The 17371-nt window shown below is 36.9% G+C and carries 15 protein-coding genes; 8 read left to right on the top strand and 7 right to left on the bottom strand.

What is annotated here, in order from left to right:
* Nucleotides 1-6: 6 nt before the first annotated feature.
* The 6 genes from A5866_RS09360 to coaA all read right to left on the bottom strand — a co-directional run bounded on the left by A5866_RS09360 (nt 7) and on the right by coaA (nt 7961).
* Nucleotides 7-1290, bottom strand: coding sequence for an ATP-binding protein (locus tag A5866_RS09360; protein WP_086443707.1), 1284 nt, complete (start codon nt 1288-1290; stop codon nt 7-9).
* A gap of 53 nt (nt 1291-1343) precedes the next feature.
* Nucleotides 1344-1721 carry a YdcP family protein gene (locus tag A5866_RS09355; RefSeq protein WP_086443708.1) on the bottom strand — a complete coding sequence of 126 codons (378 nt, stop codon included), beginning with the start codon at nt 1719-1721 and terminating at the stop codon, nt 1344-1346.
* Between the two features lie 18 nt (nt 1722-1739).
* On the bottom strand, nt 1740-2054 hold the full coding sequence (locus tag A5866_RS09350; RefSeq protein ID WP_086443709.1) for a YdcP family protein: 315 nt from the start codon (nt 2052-2054) through the stop codon (nt 1740-1742).
* A 153-nt stretch (nt 2055-2207) separates the two neighbouring features.
* Nucleotides 2208-4784, bottom strand: a complete 2577-nt coding sequence (locus A5866_RS09345) for a SpaA isopeptide-forming pilin-related protein (protein WP_086445497.1) — start codon at nt 4782-4784, stop codon at nt 2208-2210.
* Between the two features lie 270 nt (nt 4785-5054).
* Nucleotides 5055-6611, bottom strand: a complete 1557-nt coding sequence (gene guaA / locus A5866_RS09340; protein ID WP_086443710.1) for a glutamine-hydrolyzing GMP synthase — start codon at nt 6609-6611, stop codon at nt 5055-5057.
* Between the two features lie 426 nt (nt 6612-7037).
* Entirely contained in the window at nt 7038-7961 is a 924-nt protein-coding gene (coaA, locus tag A5866_RS09335) for a type I pantothenate kinase (protein WP_086279667.1), read from the bottom strand.
* A 158-nt stretch (nt 7962-8119) separates the two neighbouring features.
* On the opposite strand from coaA, the gene A5866_RS09330 reads away from it, so the two are divergent.
* The gene (locus A5866_RS09330; protein WP_086443711.1) at nt 8120-8710 is read left to right on the top strand and encodes a GDSL-type esterase/lipase family protein; all 591 of its coding nucleotides are present in this window, start codon (nt 8120-8122) and stop codon (nt 8708-8710) included.
* 10 nt (nt 8711-8720) lie between these two features.
* Complete coding sequence (locus A5866_RS09325; protein ID WP_086443712.1) at nt 8721-9326, top strand: class I SAM-dependent methyltransferase; 606 nt, start codon at nt 8721-8723, stop codon at nt 9324-9326.
* Between the two features lie 67 nt (nt 9327-9393).
* On the opposite strand, the gene A5866_RS09320 is transcribed toward A5866_RS09325, so the two are convergent.
* Entirely contained in the window at nt 9394-9729 is a 336-nt protein-coding gene (locus A5866_RS09320; RefSeq protein ID WP_086443713.1) for a RidA family protein, read from the bottom strand.
* Between the two features lie 193 nt (nt 9730-9922).
* Between A5866_RS09320 and A5866_RS09315 the strand changes: the two genes are divergently transcribed.
* The 6 genes from A5866_RS09315 to A5866_RS09290 all read left to right on the top strand — a co-directional run bounded on the left by A5866_RS09315 (nt 9923) and on the right by A5866_RS09290 (nt 17361).
* Nucleotides 9923-10870, top strand: coding sequence for an ABC transporter permease (locus A5866_RS09315; protein WP_086443714.1), 948 nt, complete (start codon nt 9923-9925; stop codon nt 10868-10870).
* Nucleotides 10871-10885: 15 nt separating this feature from the next.
* Nucleotides 10886-11806 carry a carbohydrate ABC transporter permease gene (locus A5866_RS09310; RefSeq protein ID WP_086278164.1) on the top strand — a complete coding sequence of 307 codons (921 nt, stop codon included), beginning with the start codon at nt 10886-10888 and terminating at the stop codon, nt 11804-11806.
* A 27-nt stretch (nt 11807-11833) separates the two neighbouring features.
* Nucleotides 11834-13300 (top strand): ABC transporter substrate-binding protein, encoded by a 1467-nt coding sequence (locus A5866_RS09305; protein ID WP_086443715.1) that lies wholly within the window; start codon nt 11834-11836, stop codon nt 13298-13300.
* Between the two features lie 178 nt (nt 13301-13478).
* A complete protein-coding gene (locus A5866_RS09300) occupies nt 13479-14093 on the top strand; it encodes a YesL family protein (RefSeq protein WP_086443716.1) in 615 nt (204 codons plus the stop codon).
* A complete protein-coding gene (locus tag A5866_RS09295; RefSeq protein WP_086443717.1) occupies nt 14086-15852 on the top strand; it encodes a sensor histidine kinase in 1767 nt (588 codons plus the stop codon). The genes A5866_RS09300 and A5866_RS09295 overlap by 8 nt, the downstream gene beginning before the upstream one ends.
* A gap of 12 nt (nt 15853-15864) precedes the next feature.
* On the top strand, nt 15865-17361 hold the full coding sequence (locus A5866_RS09290) for a response regulator transcription factor (protein WP_086278172.1): 1497 nt from the start codon (nt 15865-15867) through the stop codon (nt 17359-17361).
* The last annotated feature ends 10 nt before the right edge of the window (nt 17362-17371 follow it).

The raw sequence follows: 17371 nt of genomic DNA, 5'->3' as shown, positions 1-17371 counted from the left end.
GATATACTAAATTTCCATTAACTTAAATCTCCACTCTCTAAGCCACTGAACTAATGTTTTCCCTAGCTTGTAGACTATAACCGTATCAACTTCTTTTGCATAGGTAGGAAACATTCCATTAATATCTTGATTCTCTACAGCTAATTCAAATTCATCAACACAGGTTTTAATATGTTCCATAAATTCAAGGTGTTCCTGTTCGCTTTTAAAAACTGGAATGACCTGTAATGCTTTGTTGTAATCTAGTTCTCTATCTGAATAACATTGCTTATCAAAAAATAGGTTAAAGGCAAGGTACTCAATACTATTTTCGATATATGCATAATACTTTATGGAGTCTGTAATGCCATTGATAGAAATTCCTAGTGCCTTATCCCAATACGTTTTAGGTTCAATATGATAAAATGTTTGCCTTGTAGCTTGAACTCCGTAAATAGAAATATCTAGTTCTCTGCCATTTAAGAAAATATCCCATTTCAGTCTTCTACCAGTTTCTCGTTCACCGATATTCCAATTAGATATATTACTAAATAGATAGGGAAAATCCATAACCCAAATACGAGTATTCGTTTCTTCTTTATTTATGGTCACTTCAAGATTATAGGTAGTATCACGCTTAATGGTAATATCTCCATACTCATTATTATGAAATGTTTCATATTCATCTGTAGAATACCAATTTTCTGTATTTTCGAGTCTCTTTGTTACTTTATAATCATCATTTCCGATTAATCCAAATCGTTTCTTCCATAAAAATTCAGTAGCATGTTTCGTAGCACATTCTGCTGAACTTGTATTTCTATCCCCAATTCTGCTATAAATTACACCAGCGTGGATAATAGTTTTGTTTTTTCCAGAATTACTTTTTGAATATTCTTTTAACAGATAATACGGTGTAACCATCTCATTACGAATAACTAAAACATCAATTTCTTTTTCGTCAATTTGAATAGTTTTTACATCTACATTGGGAGTTTCTTCACCCGACCATATTTGCGAGCTAAGAAAACCAATGAGATTTTCTTGGTTTTTACGGTTAACATCGTTTAAAACACCGGTGACTTCAAATGTTGTATCCTCAATGCCAAATATTATATAACCATCTTGCATATTACTTGTCGTATTATTAGCCATACAAATAATATCTTTGAGTAAGTCGGCATTATTATTGTGCCATTTTTGTTTAAAATCCCAATAACTTCCTTCCGAGGCATCATCTATGAAAGCTTGTACAACACTTTGTAACTCCACATCTAATTTTCCAGTTTTATCGCTATTTGAAAATGTCATTTCTAAGCCTCCTTTTATATACCAATATTATCATCTGATTAGTGGGCTATCAACTAATCATTTTTATTTTGATTCTGTTTAATTTCTGATTTTCGACTATTTTCTAGTTTTTTTAAAACAATATCATCAGCCTTGATATACCAATCCACATCAGCTCCTTGAAAGGTAGCTGTTGCCACAGTATCAGCTACTGGATTGACCAGTTCTACCTCAGCGTTGTAATCAAACTTCTTATTTCCAGCTTTTACAGGAATGCTGACTTGAATCATGCGACCTTGACCTTTGGATTTCAGGTCATAAGTGCGTTCTCTGACTTCCTCTGTCACCACACCTTCTTCATTGACGACTTTGATTTCACGTCGTAACGCCGAAAACTTTAATACTCCAAACGTTTTCTCGTTCTCAATAACGATACCTTCTGCTAATCTCATATTTTTACCTTGTCCTTTCTATGCCTTGACCATGTCATCTGCGTGCATGATGTAATTTGTGAATCCTCGATTGCCGATTTTATAACCTTCTGCGGTAATACGTGGATTGACAAGTTTGACTTTGTCTTCCATTTCAAAATGCTTCTCTCCAGCGTCTGCTGGTAAAATGATGACAATATCATCTGCTCGTTGAATGTTAGAGTAAAGGTTATAGCTACGAGAAAGAATAGTCATCTTGCCGTTGATACGGCGCTGTTCGATTTTTCCTTCACCTGCAAATTCTAATTGTCCAAATGTCTTTTCCATATTGGGAATAGTGTGTTTTAGTTCCATATATTTTCCTCTTTTCTTTGTTGTACAAATCTATTCAATTATCAGTTTAAGTCGTGGTGGTGAGAGTGGGAGAACGAATGTTGTTCATACATACTCCTTTCTAATGGCAAACAAAAACGCAAGAACCTATCATTTTATTTTATGATCCTTGCGTTAGTCGTCACAATTCAGTTTTTCTTTTCTACGTTTGTAACAGAGAACAGCGATAGCTCCCATTGAAACTAAAATACCAGCCACATATAGTTTAATAGAAGGATTTTCACCAGTTTGTGGCAATGACGCTTTGAGAATCTGTTTATTTTTCATTTCACATTTCACAACCTTTCCGTTTTCTTTGATTTCAAATTGAATCGGTGTGTCATCAATTTGATAGCCTGTTGGTGCATCGAACTCTTGGAAGTAATAGATTCCTTTTGGTAGCTCCTCATAAGTAAGCAAACCCTCTTGATTGGTTCGTCCTTCAAAAATAACTTTCTTATCCTTATCTAGTAGACGAATGCCAGTGTTTGGTAAAGGTTCACCAGTAGAGATATCCGTCTTGCTGAGTTGACCAGTACCTTTTATCAAATAGTTTTCTGCTTCAAACAAATAAACTGGTTCATCAAGAAAGCTTTGTTCTGCAATTAATTTATCTGCTTCATTGTAAACTTGAATACCGTCTTTGGTGGATTCCACACGATAAATCAAATCAGAAAGCAGATAGTCACTGGAAGATGTTCTGACTTCTTTCAAATAGAATGTGCCAACTGGAATATGGTTGAAGGTGGCTAGTGATTCGTCACCAACTGTTACGGATTGAATGACCGTACCGTCTTCATCTTCTAAAGAGAAGATAGCTCCTTGAGATTCCACTAATTCAAAGTGATAGCCTTCTTTTTCAGTTAGAATGGCTTCCTCGTTTAACTTTTTCAATGAAAAGTGATTGAAATGAAGCTTGTTAAGAAGTGGGATTTCTTCATCTTCATAAATTTTGATTTCCTTTATTTCTTCATTGTCTGTAGCGATAAAGCTAAATTCATAGTGTTTATCCAGTAAGGTGTGTTGGTTGCCAGCGTCTAGTTCCTTGAAATAGTAATGACTTTCTGGAAATTGCAGGTCTTCTAAAAAAGCTTCACCATCAATAGTTGTCACAATTTCCAACAAAGAATTTTTTGGTAACGTTACTTCTGGAGTGATAACCAAATCCTCGTTGGTGTACAAACCAAAAACTTTATCACTAGCAGGAATAGTTTCAATCACTGGTAAATTGTCTTGCCATTTAGCAATTGTTTCTTCCTCTTTGAATAAAGAGAGCCTTAATTTCTGGAATTCATTCTTAGCAGTCACAGATTCTTGCACAAGTGAAACTTCTTGCCCTGCATAAATAAATTCAAAGGGGATAGGTGTAGAATCGACAATATAACCAGCAGGAGCACAAACCTCAATAGCTTCATATTTTCCTAAATAGAGATAAGGCATATTGATTAAGTTGCCATCATCACCAGTAGTTACCGTTGTGACAATTTCACCAGCCTTGTGGTGTATTGTGCCACCTATAACAATATCTTCTACAGCTTTGATATCATAGGTTACGCCAGCGATTGGTTGGTAATCAAAAAGGAAAGAATGTAAGTCCCCATACTCTGAATCGGTTGATTCAATGGAGACCACTTTCTTTCCTGTCTTGGTTAGATTCAATTGTCCTTGTTGCGCTTTGTTGTTGAAACGAACTTCCAGTGTCTTATTTGGTTCAATGGTGATAGTTTGAACTTCCCCTTTATTGACAAAACCATCTGGAGCAGTTACCTCACGAATGGTGACTTGTGTACCTTGAGGTAAGCCATTAAGTTCTACATACCCGTGTTCATTGGTCACAACTTCTTTTGATGTACCGCTATATTCCAATAATAAAGTTGCATCAGCTAAGGGTTTACCAGTATCTTCATCAAGTTTTTGGATACGTGCATTTCCTAATTTGATGACGTTGACTTTAAGATTCGCTTGTTTGGTATTGTCTAAATGAAACTCTACCAATGTTTGATGGTTCGGCTTCTTATAAACAATCGAAGTTCCAATTTTGGCATTCGCTACTTTCTGATAAGAGAGTGTGCCATTGGTAGAATCTTGATTGGCAGTAATTGTCAGCTCATTGCCTTTCGTAGAAAGTGACGTATTTGTTGGGTTTGAAGTTAAACTCATATCACTGAATACACCGTTGGTATCGCTCAAGGTCAATGGTTTACCAACTTGAACTGAGACTTCTTGATTGTGCCAAGATGGGAGGGTGTCATGACGATTGACTTGTGCCATGATTTCAGCTTTTCGCTTCTCATAGTTGGGAATACTGGAAGAAATATATTTATCTCCGAGTTCACCCCAAATCATGACTTGCGTTACAGCATAGTCATAACCACTTTGAGCAGTATTCGTATAGCCGTAGTAGGCGATTTTAGATAGCAGGTCTTTCTTCCTATCAATGTAGGTTTCTGGAATATAGCCACCTCCAGAGGTCGTGAAGATTCCTGATTCCACACAGAAGACGACTTTGCCATCAACCTTCATGATATAAAGTGGGTCATGCGTAATGGCATAACCCAGATGTGGGCTGACACCTGTATAGCTATAGCCAGTGACTTCATTCAAGACAAGATCACTGGCGTGAACTGTACTTAAAGAAGCAAAAAGGGTACTGATAATAGTCATGGCGACCATCAGTACCCCTAATAGTTTATTACCTATTTTATTTTTCATAAGCTTTCCTTTCAATTTGATTTCAATATTTAAAAATACGCCACTTTTAGTTTTGGCGTCAAAATTTACTTTACTAAAGAAATTAGGTTCAAAAAAAGAACCTTGTTTTCTTTCTACAAGGCTCTTTCTATAACTTGATATAGGCAACCCCAGATTTCGTTTTGGCGGGATTTTGGCGGAGAACCTATTCAAATTGTATTGTTTTTATCCATTTCATATGTGCCTAAACACCGTTAAATCAACGTTTTTACACCAAGTTATATTGTTTTTTTATTCCCACTCCACAGTAGCAGGTGGCTTACTCGTAATATCATAAACAATCCGATTCACATGAGCCACTTCATTCACGATCCTCACAGAAATCTTCTGCAACACATCCCAAGGAATTCTCGCAAAATCAGCTGTCATTCCATCAATTGAAGTCACTGCACGAATACCCACAGTATAATCATACGTACGGCCATCACCCATCACACCCACACTGCGGATGCCAGGTAACACAGTAAAGTACTGCCAAATATCACGATCTAAACCAGCATTGGCGATCTCTTCACGTAAAATCGCATCAGAATCACGCACGATTTCTAATTTTTCTTCAGTAATTTCACCAAGCACACGAATTCCTAAACCAGGACCAGGGAATGGTTGGCGCCAAACTAGCGCTTCAGGCATTCCTAATTCGATCCCTAAAGCACGAACTTCATCTTTAAATAACGTATTCAACGGTTCGATCAATTCAAATTGCATATCTTCCGGCAATCCGCCCACGTTATGGTGAGATTTGATCGTTTGCGCTGTTTCAGTTCCGCTTTCTACGATATCTGTATAAAGGGTACCTTGTGCTAGGAAGTCGATGCCATCAAGTTTTGTCGCTTCATCATCGAAAAGATAAACGAATTCGTTCCCAATGATTTTACGTTTTTTCTCTGGATCAGAAACGCCAGCTAATTTATCTAAGAAACGTTCTTTTGCATCTACTTTAATAATGTTTAAGCCGAATTTTCCGCCTAAACTATCCATTACTTGCTCTGCTTCACCTTTGCGCAATAAACCATGATCTACAAAGATACAAGTCAATTGATCGCCGATGGCTTTTTGTAAAAGCACACCAACAACGCTTGAATCCACGCCGCCTGAAAGGCCAAGAAGGACTTTTTTATCGCCGACTTGTTCGCGGATTTTGTTGATTTCCATTTCGATGAAGTTGCCCATTGTCCAGTCGCTTTCGCAATGACAAATATCAAACGTAAAGTGACGTAATAAGTCGTTACCATATTCAGAATGACGAACTTCTGGATGGAATTGCACACCGTAAAGGTTGCGGTCTGTATTTTGAACTGCTGCAAACGGACAATCTGCGCTAGTTGCCACCGTTTCAAAACTATCAGGGATAGCAGCGACAAGGTCACCATGACTCATCCAAGCGATTTGTTTTTCAGGTGTTCCTTTAAAAATAGGTGAATCAGGAATCAAAAGTGATAGCTCTGACTTACCGTATTCACGGTTGCCAGCAGGCTCGACTTTTCCGCCTAGATTATGCATCATCAACTGCATACCGTAGCAAATACCTAAAATTGGAATCCCTAGCTCATAAATTTCAGGATCGATCTGGAAGGCATTTTCGTCATACACACTATTGGGTCCACCAGAGAAAATAATTCCTTTAGGAGCCATTTCGCGAATTTCATCCGCTGTGATTCGGTGGCTCAATAATTCTGAGAACACGCCAAATTCACGAATACGTCGAGTAATCAATTGGTTATATTGACTACCAAAGTCTAAAACAATAATTTTTTCAACAGTTGTCAAATCGGCAACATTGGTCACATTTATTACCCCTATCCATTTAGATTTATCTAAAAAGAGGTTGCAAAAAAAGCGTTTAGGTTCGAGCAATTGGACTAAATCATGTAGAATCCTTTTTTTTGGATTGTATATGATTTAGGAAATTGCCGAGAAACCTGCTTGTTTTACACCGTTTATGGAGAATTTTCCGTTAGGAAAATTCTGACCCCTTTAGAATCAAATTAAGTGTTGTTTTGTGATCTAGCTTCACGAACTAGTGCTTCGGAAAAAAGACGAAAAAGGCTAGTGACAAAAAGCGTCACAATCATTTTTCCCTATTTTTCTGTCAGTACTGAACGAGTTCGTTCGGCTTTTGCTGTGAGACACAGTGAATGCAATGAACTGATGTGGAACAGTACAAAACTTTCGGAGAAAGTGTTGATCATTAGTTTGATCTAGCTTTACGAATTAATACTTCCGCATAAATATCTCATCAATGATATGATTTTCAGTCTTATGAAGTATAATATCCGCTCTGCCTCGAGTTGGCAAGATATATTCCTCTAAGTTTTTCAAATTCACCGTTTTCCAAACTTCTTTTGCCATCGCAAAGGCATCGTCACGATTGCCAATCGCATATTGATAATAGTAATTATCTGGATCAAGAAAAGCTGTATCAAGTAAGGCGCCAAAACGTTCAAGGTACCATTTTTCGATCAGCTTCGGTTCAGCATCTACAAAGACCGAAAAGTCAAAGAAGTCGCTGACGTAAATTTGCTGATTCGCTGGCAATTGAAGTGTGTTGATTCCTTCAACGATCAGAATATCTGGTTGTTGGATCACTTCATATTCGCCTTCGATAATATCATAGACACTATGAGAATAAAGCGGTGCTTTGATTTCATCTTGGCTATTTTTGACTTGATTTAAAAAGTCGATCAACTTTTCCATGTCATAGCTTTCTGGAAAACCTTTCCGATCCATAATGCCCTTTTCTTCCAATACTTTGTTCGGATACAAAAAGCCGTCCGTCGTAATCAGTTGGACATTGCGGCGTTTAAAGGTTCTGGATAAAATCAGCTGCAACAAGCGAGCTGTGGTACTTTTTCCAACAGCCACACTACCAGCGATCCCGATGATAAAAGGCGGAACAGGCACATATTCATGCAAAAACAGCCCTTTGCTAACAGTTAAAGACTCAAATTCTTTCATATATAAATGAATCAGGTGGGTCAGTGGCACGTAAATGTCCTGCACATCCTGCAATGAAATTTGATCATTGAAGCCTTTAATATCTTCTAATTCTTCTTCTGTCAGCGGCGCTTTGCCGTTGTGATAGAAGCCCTGCCATTCCTTTCGTGAAATGGGGTAATAATTCATTTTATCGTCCATCGGTTCCTCCACCAAAGCCAACATTTATTTCTGCTCCTATTTTAACACAATTTAGCTAGACCTAACACCAATTCCTGAAATAATTCTTTACCTCGGCAAAACAGTCTTTTCAATGGTATGATAAATAAAGAAAACAAGTCGAGAAAGGAAAATACCTAATGAAAAAAATCGTTTTATTTGGAGATAGTATCACAGCAGGATACGGCGAGGAAGCCATCACGCCGATTTTACAAAATCTAATCACAGAAGATCTAGCGGCTCAACATTATGAAGAAGTGATGATCGTAAATGCTGGGATGCCGGGAGATACCACACAAGATGCAATGAAACGTTTGGAAAAAGAAGTCTTAGCAGAACAAGCCGATATCGTAACAATTTTCTTCGGTGCCAATGACACAAACAGTGACAACCTAGTTTCTTTAGAAAAATACGCAGAAAATATCGAAACAATGATCACTGAAATCGGTAAAGAAAAAGTCGTGTTACTCACACCGCCATATGTAGATTGTGCTAGAAAACCAACGCGGGATCATGATCGGATTCGTGAATATGTAGAACGAGTAAAAGTAATCGGCGCTAAATATGAAATTCCTGTCATTGATTTATACAAAGCAATGGTCGTTTACCCTGGCACAGATGAATTTTTACAAGCAGATGGACTACATTTTTCCAAAACGGGTTATGACTTACTCGCTGCCTTGATTGTTCGCGAAATAAAAGGTAGACTGATGACAAAAGAAAATAGTTAGGAAGAAGAAAATGAATAATCATTATTATACAGAAAACCCAGAGTTAGCTCATGATTTAGAGCAGTGGTCATTTGAATTAAAAGGAAAGAAGTTTCAGTTTTTAACCGATAGTGGGGTATTTTCTCGTAATACGGTGGACTTTGGTTCCCGTGTATTGATCGATGAGTTTGAGTGGGAAGATCTTCCAGAAGGGGCGTTGCTTGATGTCGGTTGCGGTTATGGTCCGATTGGTTTAACGTTGGCTTCATTCAGTGGTAGAACAGTAGAAATGATCGATGTCAATCAGAGAGCAGTCGCTTTAGCGCAAGAAAACGCGAAGAAAAATCATGTTGAAAATGTCGATATCCACACATCAAATATCTATGCTGATACACATGAACAGCAATATGCTGCAATTATTAGCAACCCGCCGATCCGAGCTGGGAAAAAAGTAGTGCATGAAATTTTGAGTGAGGCCCATCCTAGACTAGTTGTCGGTGGAACGTTGACTGTCGTGATTCAAAAGAAACAAGGTGCGCCAAGTGCTGAGAAAAAAATGGCGGAAGTCTTTGGCAATGTAGAAATCGTGACAAAAGACAAAGGTTACTATATTTTGAAAAGCGTAAAAGAAGCATAAATATAATAGGAATAAATGAGACACTCGTAAGCAGCTAAGCTTTTACGGGTGTCTCATTTTTGATTTGCTAAAAAGCAGCGATCCCATCAATTTCTACTTTAAAATCTGGATCGATCAACCCAGCAACAACTACTAATGTAGAAGTTGGTTTTGACTCACCTACAAATTCGGCTAATTTACTTCTAAGACCCGGCAGATAAGAAACATCGGTAATATAGATCGTGATCTTGACTAAATCTTCAACAGTTAAATGATGTTCTTGTAAGGCAGCTGAGATTTTTTCAAGTACAACCTCTGTTTGTGCTTCAATACTTTGAGGTGTTACTCCGTCTTTACTTGGTGTTTGACCGGAAATGTATAGGGACTTGTTGCTAGCGATTTTTGTATTTTGATAAATTTGCATAGTGTTTCCTCCATTCAAGTCGATAAGCTAATTGTATCATAGTCGAGTGGCTACATTAGAGAAGGAGGTTATCAAGTTTATTTTTTGGAACATCTATATTTTCTATAAGAATATCTATATTTTGTTTATTTTTATTTCTTTTTGAAAGCGCTACAATTCTATTGTAGACAATTTGATGAAAGGAGTTGAGTAAATGAAGAAAAAGTCAAAGAGTGCGCTGTTTTTTAACAATGTTTGGCGGTATAAAGCGTTGATCTTGATGGCGATCCCAGCGATGCTATGGATGATTTTTTTCTTTTATATTCCAGTGTTGACCAATGTGGTGGCGTTTAAAGACTTTCATATTTCACCAGACGGGTTTATTGCTAGCTTAAAGGAGAGTCCTTGGGTTGGCTTAGAGAATTTTAAGTTTTTGTTTTCTTCTAATGATGCGTTTCTGATTACGAAAAATACAGTGTTGTACAACGTGACCTTTATTGTTTTGAACCTTATCATTTCTGTATTTTTTGCAATCGTGATGAGTGAACTGAGGAATAAGCGTTTGGTAAAAGTCTACCAAACGATGTCTCTGTTACCTTATTTCTTATCTTGGGTTATCATTGGGTATTTTGTTTATGCCTTTTTAAGCCCAGATAAAGGGATCTTTAATCAGTGGATTTCAAGTCGTGGAGGTACGCCGATCAATTGGTATAGTGAACCGAAATTTTGGCCGTTTATCTTAGTCTTTATCGGAACGTGGAAAGGGATCGGCTATAATAGTATTATTTATTTTGCTTCTGTCATGGGAATCGATCCAACGTATTATGAGGCCGCAATGGTTGATGGCGCCAGCAAATGGCAACAAATCAAGAATGTTACGATTCCGCAATTATTACCTTTGATGACGATCATGACGATTTTAGCAGTGGGGAATATTTTTAGAGCGGACTTTGGTTTGTTCTATAATGTGCCGCGTAATTCTGGCTCGTTGTACCAAGTTACGTCAGTTTTAGATACGTATATCTTTAATGGTTTGACTGCGACAGGGGACATCGGGATGACGGCAGCAGCTGGATTGTATCAGTCAACAGTCGGATTTGTTCTGTTGATGGTGACAAATGGGATCGTTCGTCGTTTTGACAATGATTCGGCATTATTCTAAGGAGGAGTGAAAACATTGAGGAAAAAGCCAGTTTCAAAAGTAGAAATTCGTTCGTTTAATAAACCAGTCAATTTATTTTTTAATGTGCTGATCGCTGTTTTTGCTCTATCTTGTGTGTTGCCGTTTTTATTTGTTGTGGCGATCTCACTTAGTAATGAAACCGCATTAGCTGCTCATGGATATAGTTTTTGGCCTAAGGAGTTTAGTATCTTTGGCTACACCTATCTATTTGATCAAATGCAGGATAAAATTTTTCAAGCGTTGTTTGTGACGGTTTTGGTTACGTTGGTCGGCACGCTGATCAATAGTACAGCGACATCCTTATATGCCTATGTGATTTCTAGATCTAATTTTCCGTTTCGTCGGTTTTTCACGGTTTTTTGTTTGATCACGATGTTATTTTCTCCAGGGATGGTCGCAAACTACTTAGTGATGACGAATTTACTTCAATTAAAAGATACGATTTGGGCGTTGATTTTGCCAATGGCAGTCAGTCCGTTTAATATTATTGTGATGCGGACATTTTTCAAACGCTCAGTGTCTGAGTCGATCATCGAGTCGGCACGGATTGATGGGGCTTCAGAGATGCGGATTTTTATTCAAATCGTATTACCGCTCGCGGTGCCTGGTATCGCAACAATCAGTTTGTTTGCAGCTTTAGGGTATTGGAATGACTGGTTTAACGCACTCTTATACATTCAAAAAGATAGTTTAGTTCCATTGCAATATTTATTGATGAAGATTCAAAATAATATTCAATATCTGACACAAAATGCTGGCGCCAGCAGTCAATTATCTGGTGGGATGGCAGCAATACCAGGAGAATCTGCTCGAATGGCGATCGTGGTTATTTCAACCTTACCGATTGCGATCAGCTATCCGTTTTTCCAAAAATATTTTGTTAAAGGGTTAACGATTGGTGGAGTTAAGGAATAATCTATAGAAAATGGAGATGAACAGAAAATGAAGACGTGGAAAAAAGTAGTCGGTTTAAGTACAGCAGTTGTTCTTTTAGTTGCGTTGACAGCATGTGGCGGAGGCAGTAAAAAAAAGACTGCTGGCAGTAGTAAAAAAGCAGATGAAGGTACGTTATTGATGTATCAAATCGGTGATAAGCCTGAGAATTATGATGCGTTGATGGAAGTTGCCAATAAGAGAATCGAAGAGAAAACAGGGGCTAAACTAAATATCCAATATATTGGATGGGGCGATTACAAGAAAAAAATGAGCGTTATTGTGTCCTCTGGTGAAAATTATGATATTGCATTTGCAGATAGTTATGTACCAAATGCACAAAAAGGAGCCTTTGCGGATTTAACTGAACTAGCACCTAAGTTTGCTAAGGATGCCTATGAGCAATTAGATGAAGCGTATATCAAAGGGAACTTAGTTGACGGAAAACTATATGCCTTTCCAGTCAATGGTAATGTTTATTCGCAACAAGTGTTGACGTTTAATAAGCAATATTTAGATAAATATAATTTATCGATTGATGACATTAAAACCTACAAAGATGCGGAAAGTGTCTTAAAAACCTTCCATGAAAAAGAACCGAATATTGCGGCCTTTGCGATTGGTCAAGGGTTTAAAGCGCAAGGTGATTTTGATTTCCCAATTGGAAACGACTATCCATTTGCTGTCGATCTAAATGGCGATACTAAAAAGATCATCAACCAATACGAAAACAAAGACTTTATGGATGTCTTAAAAACAATGCATAAATGGTATCAAGCAGGTTACATCCCATCAGATGCAGCAACAAGCAACACAGAGTTTCCATTAGAAGGAAATACTTGGTTCATTCGTCAAGAGACACAAGGACCTTACGATTATGGTGATACGATTTTAAGTAATGCGGCAGGCCAAGAATTAGTGTCTACAGCATTTACTAAAGCCTTGAAATCAAGTGATCAAGCAAGAATGGCTAACTTTGTAGTCTCAAATACGTCTAAAAACAAAGAAAAAGCAGTGGAAGTTTTAGGTCAGATCAATAGTGATCCAGAATTATTAAATGGTTTAGTCTGGGGAATTGAAGGCGAAGCGTGGGAAAAAATTCCTGATAAAGATGGAAAAATCAAACTGTTAGATGGCTATAAACCAAACATGCATTTACCAGCATGGAATACTGGTAACAACAAAATCTTATATACACAAGATACGATCACTGAAGATATGATCAAAGAGCGTGATGAATCAATCGCTAAAGCAGAAACATCACCAATCTTAGGCTTTAACTTTGTAACGTCGAATGTGAAAACAGAAATGAGTAACATTGCCAACGTGATGAGTCAATATTTAGATGGTTTAAACACAGGAACCGTAGATCCAGAAGAGACAGTGCCTAAATTAAAAGAAGCACTTGATAATGCTGGTTATGACAAAGTCTTAACTGAAATGCAAAAACAATACGATGAATTTTTGAAAAAATAAATCAGATATAGACCTTGGGACCAAGTGAATCGATACTACATCGTTTTTGCTTGGTTCTTTTATAAAAAAATAATATTCTGACTAAACTGCGTAGTTATATTATAAGCAGCAGTTTTTTATTTGGCATATCAGCCATAGTTATTTATTATACTAATTAGAGAGAGAAAGGAAGAGTTAGATGGTTGGAAAAGCGTTAGAAACGTTATTCATTAAAGTTTGGGTCATCGTAAAATTGAATCTATTCTTTTGGCTGTTCAGCTGTTGCGGTTTGATTGTCGCAGGCGTGGGTCCAGCCTTGAAAACAGTCAATGAATTATTTGTCAGTCACGAGTTCAATTATAAAGAAATCACTTTGAAGGACGGCTGGAACACTTTTAAAAAGAACTTTGTAAGAGGAAATCTGCTTTTTTATGGATTGGGCTTGTTATTAAGTATATTGGCGTACAATTTATTTTTATCTGTACAAATTCAGGGAATTGCTTTTTTAATGATCGATTTTCTGTTAGTTTTTGCAATGATTTATGGGATTGTTACGTATCAATACACATTGTTATTAGATAGCTATTATGAAATCGGTTTAAAAAATTTGTTGAAACTGGCGTTTATTTCGACATTATCTAATTTTACGAATTTATTGAAAATAGCGATTAGCGTAAGTTTGATTGTATTTATTACGTGGAAATTCAAAGGATTGATTCTATTCGGCACGGTTTCTATGATCCAAATATGGAGCTTTACAGCGACAAAATCATGGCGGCAAACGATCGATCAACGATTGGAACTTCATGCGTAAAAAGAAACCCTCTTCCTTTAATGATAAAACATTACTAAACCGATTACTGAAAAATTATGCGTTGATTTTGGTTACACTGATCTTGATTGGCATGGTCAGTATTGGAATGAATACCTATTGGCAATCGATGGGAAGAGGGGAAATCACGGCGCAAGAAGCAGTCGATACGATTGCTCGCTCGATCAATGATAAAAATATTCAAGGGAAGACAATGTTAAACGGGTTGACTGATAATCAAGAGAAGATCAACAATTTGAATCGTTATATGGACGAGCCAATTTCTAATTATTTGAATTATTCTTACGATCAACAATTAGCAACGGGCAACTATTTATTTTTACCAGGTCAAGTGAAAAATTTTTACACGATGTATGACAATATAGAATCGATCATTATGGTGTTGAATAATTACAATGATTACTATCTTTCTACCTCAGATGATAAGAGTGGTAAAAAAATCAGTGGAACCCCTCGTTTAAATAACAAATTTTATTTAGCCTATCCTATTACAAATCCAGTAACGCTAGAAGTTCTAGGCAGTTTTTATGTCGAATTTTCTCAAAAAGATATTATTGATAGTTTAACTCACTTAACGACGTTTGATGGCTTGTCAGCCTATGTTTTTTCAAGTACGGGCTACCAATTATTAACTTATACAGAAAAAAGTAACACCTTAGACCAGCAGTTGATCCAACAAAAAATGAAAGAAACTTCACTATTACCGATTCAAACGTTGGCCCAAACTAATCTGTTGGAACATCTGCAAACAACGAGCGGTTTTGATATTTTGGTAACTGTATCTAAGCAGCAGATCCTCACACATGTCTTTTTTGATTTGCGCATTCTATTGATAGGCGGCTTAGGCTTGATTTTGTTATTGCTGTATTTGTTGTATCGAACCTTTACAAAGTATTCACAGCAAGTTGATATTATTATGGACTCAATGGCACTTGTCACTAAAGGCGATCTAAATACACGAATCAATGAACAGGAGACGCAGTTTGAACTGAGAGAGCTCTCAAAGGGGATCAATACGATGTTGGATAATATTGAGCAATATATCGCCGACATTTATAAATTAGAGATCAAACAGCAAGATGCTCATATGCGAGCGCTACAATCTCAAATCAGCCCACATTTTTTATACAACACCTTAGAGTATATTCGTATGTATGCATTAAGTGAAGGCAGTGAAGAATTAGCGGATGTAGTCTATGCTTTTTCAACCTTACTGCGTAATAATACGGATCAAGCTAAAACGACGACTCTGGAAAAAGAGCTAAGTTTCTGTGAGAAATATGTATATCTGTATCAAATGAGATATCCAGACCGAATCGCTTATCATTTTGAAATCGATGACGCATTGAAGAAACTAGTTTTACCTAAATTTTCCATACAACCATTGATTGAAAATTATTTTGTTCATGGTATCGATTTTTCGCGAAATGACAATGCAATCAGTGTTAAAGCACATTTAAGTAATGATCAAGTGAAGATTTTGATTCGTGATAACGGGAAGGGGATTTCACCTCAAAAACTAGCTTTGATTGAAACGAAATTGCAAAGTGAACAAATCGAATTACATGGTTCGATCGGGTTACAAAATGTGAATGAACGTCTGCGTGCTTATTTTGACCCAAGTTTTTTGATGACAATTAGGCCAAATGAAACCAAAGGAATCGCTATTGAACTTTCATTTGACGATTCCTTTTCTAAAATCGAAATCAGGTATAACAATAGTCAGACTAGTTCACAATAAAGGAGCGAGATAATGAAGTATAATGTTTTGCTAGTTGATGATGAATATATGATCGTTAATGGGTTGAAAAAAATTATTTCATGGGAAGAGGAAGGTTTTACCATCAAAGGGACAGCTCGAAATGCTAAAGAAGCATTGACCTTGATGGAGCTGGAATCGATTGATCTTGTGATAACGGATATTACGATGCCGGAAATGACAGGATTAGAGTTTATTGAAGCTGCTCAAAAAGAAGCGAGGCAGTTTGAATTTATGATTCTTTCTGGTTACCAGAAATTTGATTTTTTAAAGGGCGGATTACAGCTTGGGGCTATTAATTATTTGATGAAACCAGTAGATAAACTAGAGCTTTTAAAAAGTGTCCGGAAAGCAAAAAAACGTTTAGACAATCGGAATCAACAAGAAACTAGGAATGGTTTATACAGCGAAATTTTATTGTCACAATGGGTAAATGGTGAAATTGATAAAGATAACTTTGAAGAACTTGATCAGCTAGTCAACACTGCGGAAAAATCGGATTGGACGGTCTTACTAGTAGAAGTCACACGCGAGAAAAAAGCGCAAGTCGTAAAATGGCTGGAAGAACAGCAACAATCCTTATTTTTTTCACGAAATTTAGGTGATAAAAGTTTGCTTGTACATATCTTTAAAGGTGGTAAGTATCACTTGAATCAACTTCTAGCAGCAAATCCGCTGCAAATCGAAGAAGATGACAGCTGGCTGATCAGTGTAGGGGAAACAGTCAGTGATTGGGAAGATGTCCCGGATAGTTATGAAAAGGCAAATCAAACATTGCAGCGTTACAAATTTTATGAAGCAGGCGGTAAAAACTTACTCTATTCGGTTTTTTCAGATGACTTTGATCTTTCGGCAGATATTATTAACTTTAATAAAACATTGATGGTGGGGGATTTCACTACGATCGAGACAACGATCGCTGAAATTTTTTCTAAAACTCAAAAAATCGGTGCACGGCCAGAAGATGTCCGACACATTACATTTATGCTATTCATGGATATTTATCGGCGTTTCAATCATTTGGATGAAGGGGAATATCAACAGATACTGGATGATATTAATCACTCCTCAAATGTGGATAAACTACGTGAAATCCTATCGAATACAGTCAAACAAATCACCCGGGAAAAGATCGCCTACGATTATTCTGAAAATGTCCAAAATGTGATCGATAAAATCCGTTCAGACTATACAAGTGAATTGACGTTGAAATGCGTAGCGCAATCTTTGCATCTTAATGTGATGTATTTAGGGCAACTATTTAAGAAAGAAACAAAAAAGAGCTTTTCTCAATATTTGAATCAATACCGTATGAAAAAAGCCCAAAATTTATTGTTATACACAGATGATAATGTGAATGAAATTGCTGATAAAATTGGCTTTAATAATAGCACGTACTTCTCGCAGATCTTCAAAAAGATGAACGATTTGACACCTAAAGAGTTTCGAGAAAAATATAAGCATCATTACGATTCAGTAGGAGAAGAATGAAAAAGCGGAC

The sequence above is a fragment of the Enterococcus sp. 12C11_DIV0727 genome, from assembly GCF_002148425.2.
Lineage (GTDB): Bacteria > Bacillota > Bacilli > Lactobacillales > Enterococcaceae > Enterococcus_L > Enterococcus_L lemimoniae.
This window is presented reverse-complemented; position numbering and strand designations above follow the sequence as displayed.